The sequence below is a fragment of the Proteiniclasticum aestuarii genome, from assembly GCF_017368455.1.
In the GTDB taxonomy this organism is placed as follows: domain Bacteria; phylum Bacillota; class Clostridia; order Clostridiales; family Clostridiaceae; genus Proteiniclasticum; species Proteiniclasticum aestuarii.
The window spans coordinates 1-5,630 of the sequence record NZ_JAFNJU010000022.1 but is presented as its reverse complement, the minus strand read 5'-3'; the positions used below and the strand labels follow the sequence as shown (position 1 = coordinate 5,630).

Below are 5,630 nucleotides of genomic sequence, written 5' to 3'. Positions count from 1 at the left end.
CTTCAATCTGGTGTCTATATCTATAAGGGTTACACCCGTTCCCATTCCGAACACGACGGTTAAGCCTTTTAGAGCCCATGATACTGCAGGGGAGGCCCTGTGGGAAAGTAGGTCGTCGCCAGTTACATGGCTCCAAGCGCAAGCTTGGGGCTTTTTTATTATGTGGAATTAAATAAGCGTATGCTATATAATAGATGAAATATCACTTTTCTGGTGCTATCTGAGAATAGGAGGAGAAAAAAATGCCGATAAAAAGACTGACTCTGATTCTATCTGGTTTGGCAGTTCTCTTTCTGACTGCAGGATGCGACGTGAAAACGGAGCCGACTCTCTCCGTCGAAGATCCTCTTGAATCAGTGGTGGAGGAAGAGAAGCCGGATATCTTTCAAGAGGAGGAGGAAGAAGTTGCATCAGATCTGTCCGCTGAAGAAGAGGAAGAAATGGATCCAGAAGATACGATGACCGAGGAGGAGCAAATTCAGCTGCTGAAGAATACATACGGTGATCGGGAGGTAACAGTCTTTGGGGAGAATATCGATGGCGTAATGACCGGTATCAGGACGGATGAGAAAATTGCGGCACTGACCTTTGATGCCTGTGGTGGTCCACATGGCAGTGCTTTTGATGAGGACCTCATAACCTATCTCATGGAAGAGCGGATCCCTGCGACGCTCTTCATCAACGGCAGATGGATCGAAGAGAACAGGGAAACCATGGAGATGCTGTCTCAGCATGAACTTTTTGACATCGAGAACCACGGCTATGGCCATAAACCTCTGTCCATGGATGGACGATCCGCCTATGGTATCAGAGGAACGGAAGGAATCGAGGAGGTTTTTCAGGAGATCATGAAGAACCAGCAGCTGATTCTCTCCTATACAGGAAGAACACCCCGATATTTCAGATCCGGTACCGCCTTCTATGATGATGTGACCCTGGAAATCCTGGAGGAACTGAATCTCAAGGCTGTCAACTACGATGTCCTGGGGGATGCTGGTGCAACTTTTAACAAGGAGCAGATGGTTCGCTCTGCTCGCGGCGTAAAGCCGGGATCCATCTTTCTATACCATATGAATCATCCGAGCAAAGAAATTGCAGCAGGTGTAAAACAAGTGATTCCAATGCTTATAGGAATGGGATATGACTTTGTGAAGCTGTCAGACTATGACGATTATTTAAAATAATGAGGATGAAATCTTCTTTCTGATGATGGAAAGGAGATTTTTTTATGGAAAAAAAGGTTTGAAAAATGCTTATTATGATATAAAATTAACAATAAATATGGTATGATGAAAAAGGTGCGAAGCGAGGGTTTCCTTTCTTTAAACCTTAAGGTAGAACTGGTACTCATCCAAAGGGAAATCCCGATGGAAAAGGCGCAGGATTGCAGGATGAATTTTGTGCGCCTTGTGGCGCATTTTTTTATGGAGGAAAAGATGGAGAAACGAGTTGCACTTATTGGAATTGTCGTGGAGCAGTATGAATCCGCCGAGAAACTGAACCGGATTCTCCATGAATATGGAGAATATGTCATCGGCAGGATGGGCATTCCCTATCGTGAAAAGAATATGAATATCATCTCTGTAGCCGTGGATGCACCCATGGATATCATCAGTACCTTATCAGGAAAACTGGGGATGCTTCCGGGTGTTTCTTCCAAGACCATTTATGCGAAAAGCAAAAAGGAGTCCTTATGACCAGAAATGAAATACTCATCAGAAAACTTGCACGCGACCATAGTCTCAGTGAGAAGGAGTTCAGAGAGCTCATTGAAAGCTATACCGAAGGTGAATTCCTGTACGCCAGATCTCTTGCAGGAGACCTTCTGGAAGAAACTTATGGAAAGAGAATCTACATCAGAGGACTGATTGAACTCACAAGCTACTGCATGAGAGACTGTCACTACTGTGGTATAAGAAGAGGAAATCAGAAGGCGGAAAGGTATCGTCTCACGGAGGAAGAGGTTCTTTCCTGCTGTAGTACAGGATATGAGCTGGGATTCAGAACCTTTGTCCTTCAAGGGGGAGAAGACCCTTATTTCACCGATGAGCGTCTGGTGAAGATGATCGGCAGAATCAGACAGTCCTATCCAGACTGTGCCATCACCCTGTCTCTGGGGGAAAGAAGCAGGGAAAGCTACCAGAAGCTATATAATGCCGGCGCCAACAGATATCTTCTTCGTCATGAGACGGCAGAAGATAAGCATTTCGAGAAGCTTCATCCGGTCGGAGAGAAGCTGGCTGCAAGAACTGCCCATCTCTATGCACTGAAGGAAATCGGATATCAGGTGGGCACAGGCTTCATGGTGGGTTCGCCTTATCAGAGCAGTATATCTCTTGCGAAGGATCTGTGTCTGATTCATGAGATACAGCCTGAGATGGTTGGGATAGGACCTTTCGTACCACATAAGGAGTCGATCTTCAGAGATTTCCCCAGCGGTTCGGTGGAACTGACCCTCTTTCTGCTCGCCCTGATCAGAATCATGCTGCCCGATGCTCTTATTCCAGCCACCACTTCTCTTGGGACTGTGGATGGAAAAGGCAGAGAGAAAGGGGTTCTATCCGGAGCCAATGTGGTGATGCCAAACCTTTCTCCCATGAGTGTAAGAAAGAAGTATATCCTATATGACAATAAAGCCTATACAGGCTCAGAAGCTGCTGAAAGTCTCCATCTTCTAAAAGAGTCCATGGGTAAAATCGGATTTGAAGTGGTGGTGAATCGAGGCGATCATAGTTCCAGACAGAATATCATGGAAACAGATGCCTCACGAATCAGGAAGGAAGGGAACTTGAATGTATAATGTGAAATCGAGAAAAGCGGAAGAATTCATCTGTCATGAGGAGATCCTCGAGACGCTGGACTATGCAGCGTCGCAGGCAAAGGACCGAGCTAGGGTGAAGGAAATCATAGAAAAGGCAAGAACCGGCAAAGGACTGCATCATAGAGAAGCGGCGATTCTTCTGGAATGCGCCTTTGAAGATCTCAACGAGGAGATCTTCGCACTGGCGGAAGAGATCAAGGAAAGATTCTATGGAAACAGAATCGTCATGTTCGCGCCCCTCTATCTGTCCAACTACTGCGTCAACGGATGTGTATACTGTCCGTATCATCTGAAGAACAAGCATATTGCAAGAAAGAAGCTCTCCCAGGAGGAAATCAGAAGAGAGGTCATGGCCCTTCAGGACATGGGACACAAGCGACTCGCCCTTGAGACAGGAGAAGATCCGGTGAACAGTCCCATTGAATATGTGCTGGAAAGCATTAAGACCATCTACGATGTGAAGCACAAGAACGGTGCCATACGAAGAGTGAATGTGAACATTGCGGCCACGACGGTGGAGAACTACAGGAAGCTTGCGGAAGCAGGCATCGGAACCTACATCCTCTTCCAGGAGACCTATCACAAGGAAAGCTACGAAGCGCTTCATCCAACGGGTCCGAAACACAACTACAAATACCATACAGAAGCCATGGACCGTGCCATGGAAGGCGGCATCGATGATGTGGGACTTGGTGTTCTCTTCGGACTGGAACGGTTTAAATACGAGTTTACGGGGCTTCTCATGCATGCGGAACATCTGGAGGAAACATTTGGTGTGGGACCGCATACATTAAGTGTGCCAAGAATCAGACATGCGGATGATATCGATGCGGATGCCTTTAAAAACGGCATCGATGATGAAACCTTCGCCAAGATTGTAGCCTGCATCCGAATCGCCGTTCCCTATACGGGCATGATCATTTCCACCAGAGAAAGCCAGTCCTGCAGGGAAAAGGTGCTTAAGCTCGGGGTCTCTCAGATCAGCGGAGGCTCCAGAACCAGTGTGGGGGGATATGTCCTGCCGGAACTGGATGAAAACAAATCCGAACAGTTTGATGTGAGCGACAAAAGAACACTGGATGAGATCGTGAAATGGCTCATGGAAATGGGACATATCCCAAGTTTCTGCACCGCCTGCTACAGGGAGGGAAGAACCGGCGACCGCTTCATGATGCTTCTGAAAAGCGGACAGATCATCAACTGCTGTCATCCCAATGCCCTGATCACGCTGAAGGAATACCTCATGGATTACGCCAGCGAAGAAACGAGAATTCTTGGTGAGAAGATGATTGAGAAAGAAGTGCATAAAATCACGAATCCAAGAGTGAAGGAAAGAGCGATACAGAATCTCATGGAAACCGGTGCGGGTAAAAGAGATTTCAGATTTTAAGAAGGAAGGGTGAAATACAATGGGCTTTCAGAGCACCCCCAGAGGGGAAAGACTCCACATCGGCATATTCGGTCGGATCAATTCAGGAAAATCAAGCATCATTAATGCCATCACCGGGCAGGAACTGTCCATCGTATCAGAAATCAGAGGAACCACCACGGATCCGGTCTTTAAAGCCATGGAACTGCTCCCTCTGGGACCAGTGGTCATGATGGATACCCCTGGTCTGGATGATCAGGGAGAACTTGGGAAAATGAGAATCGAGAAAACCCGCCAGGTCATGGAGAAGTCCGATCTGGCACTGGTGGTGATCAGTGCATGTGAAGGGATTGAGAAGGAAGACGAGGAACTGATCGATGCACTGAAAGAAAAGGGGATTCCGTACATCATCGTTCTGAACAAAACAGATCTTCTGAAGGAACCTATATCTCTTCACGAAGACAGAAAGACTGAATGGGTCCTGCCTGTCAGTGCCAGAACTCAGGAAAACATCCACGAACTGAAGGAGCTCATGGGAAAAATCATGTCCACAGGAAAGAAGGAAAAAAGGATTCTGGCGGATCTCATTTCACCCAAGGATATCATCATACTGGTTGTCCCCATAGACTCCGCAGCACCCAAAGGAAGAATCATCCTTCCTCAGCAGCAGGTGTTAAGAGAAATTCTGGATGCCAGAGCTCAGGCCATTGTAGTTCAGGTGGAGGAGCTGAAGGATGCTCTGGAAAGCGTCAGAAGGAAACCAAGGCTTGTGATCACGGATAGTCAGGCCTTTTCTCAGGTGAAGGACATGGTCCCGGATGACATCCAGCTGACCAGCTTCTCCATCCTGATGGCCCGGTATAAGGGAGATCTTCATGAGGCGGTTAAAGGTGCTCATCTCATTTCCAGGCTGAAGGAGAATGCGTCCATTCTTATCTCGGAAGGGTGTACGCATCACAGGCAGTGCGATGATATCGGAACAGTGAAGTTACCTGAATGGATTCAGAAGTATACAGGAAAAAAATTCAGATTCACCCATTCTTCCGGGACGGAGTTCCAGATCCAGGAGGATGCCTTTGATCTTGTGATCCACTGTGGAGGGTGCATGCTCAGTGAAAGGGAAATGAGAAGTCGTATAGAGAAGAGCCTGAAGAAAAGTATTCCGGTGACCAATTACGGAATAGCCATCGCCCATATGAATGGTATACTGGACAGAAGTATCCGTTTTTTCCTGAAGAATCAGGGTTGAAGTAAAATTGTGGAGACAGGTAGAGAGGGAATCCCCAGCAGAAGATTCCCTCTCTGAAATAAAAGGTTAAATTCAAAAGTAAGTTCCGTTTGATTTACTGAGTAAGAGAAGAGCTAAAAGTGCAAGAGTAACTTCCGGTTTGGGAGTTGATTCTTGTACTTTTTGTTTGATTTAAGGCTGTTTCTCTGGTA

General features: G+C 46.8%; 5 protein-coding genes and 1 rRNA gene. All 6 read left to right on the top strand.

Translation table 11 applies throughout. The annotated features are described in order from the left end of the window. The first annotated feature begins 6 nt into the window (after positions 1-6). A 5S ribosomal RNA gene (gene rrf / locus J3A84_RS15140) occupies positions 7-124 on the top strand. A 118-nt stretch (positions 125-242) separates the two neighbouring features. After that, positions 243-1,184: a polysaccharide deacetylase family protein gene (locus J3A84_RS15135; protein WP_207600893.1), complete on the top strand. Its 942-nt coding sequence runs from the start codon at positions 243-245 to the stop codon at positions 1,182-1,184. A 252-nt stretch (positions 1,185-1,436) separates the two neighbouring features. Then, positions 1,437-1,697 (top strand): TM1266 family iron-only hydrogenase system putative regulator, encoded by a 261-nt coding sequence (locus J3A84_RS15130; protein ID WP_207600892.1) that lies wholly within the window; start codon positions 1,437-1,439, stop codon positions 1,695-1,697. Further along, on the top strand, positions 1,694-2,800 hold the full coding sequence (hydE, locus tag J3A84_RS15125) for a [FeFe] hydrogenase H-cluster radical SAM maturase HydE (RefSeq protein ID WP_207600891.1): 1,107 nt from the start codon (positions 1,694-1,696) through the stop codon (positions 2,798-2,800). Before J3A84_RS15130 ends, hydE begins: the two co-directional genes overlap by 4 nt. Beyond that, positions 2,793-4,211, top strand: coding sequence for a [FeFe] hydrogenase H-cluster radical SAM maturase HydG (gene hydG / locus J3A84_RS15120; protein WP_207600890.1), 1,419 nt, complete (start codon positions 2,793-2,795; stop codon positions 4,209-4,211). The genes hydE and hydG overlap by 8 nt, the downstream gene beginning before the upstream one ends. 19 nt (positions 4,212-4,230) lie before the next feature. Beyond that, a complete protein-coding gene (gene hydF, locus J3A84_RS15115) occupies positions 4,231-5,439 on the top strand; it encodes a [FeFe] hydrogenase H-cluster maturation GTPase HydF (protein ID WP_207600889.1) in 1,209 nt (402 codons plus the stop codon). The last annotated feature ends 191 nt before the right edge of the window (positions 5,440-5,630 follow it).